The 274-nt window shown below is 37.2% G+C and carries 1 pseudogene; it reads left to right on the plus strand.

What is annotated here, in order from left to right:
* Positions 1 to 44: 44 nt before the first annotated feature.
* Positions 45 to 274: pseudogene (locus ACPYOJ_RS35325) on the plus strand (hypothetical protein); the annotation flags it as partial.

The following is a 274-nucleotide window of genomic DNA, read 5'->3' on the forward strand; positions in this document are numbered from 1 at the left end:
AAATTGAATACATCAAACATTGCCCTGAATGTGGAACCGAGCTGGTGAAAATCGAAGATCAGGCGATCCATTTTTGTCCGAATGATTTGCACTGTCCTACACAGGTTGTCGGAAGAATGATTCATTATGTATCCAGAAAAGCTTTAAATATCGAAAATCTGGGAATCGAAACCATTGAGCAGCTTTATAGAGAAAAATTAATTGAAAATCCCGCAGACTTTTATGTTTTAACCAAAGAGCAACTTCTTCCATTGGAAAGAATGGCGGAAAAATC

This window comes from Rhizobium sp. SVR5-9E (assembly GCF_056755095.1).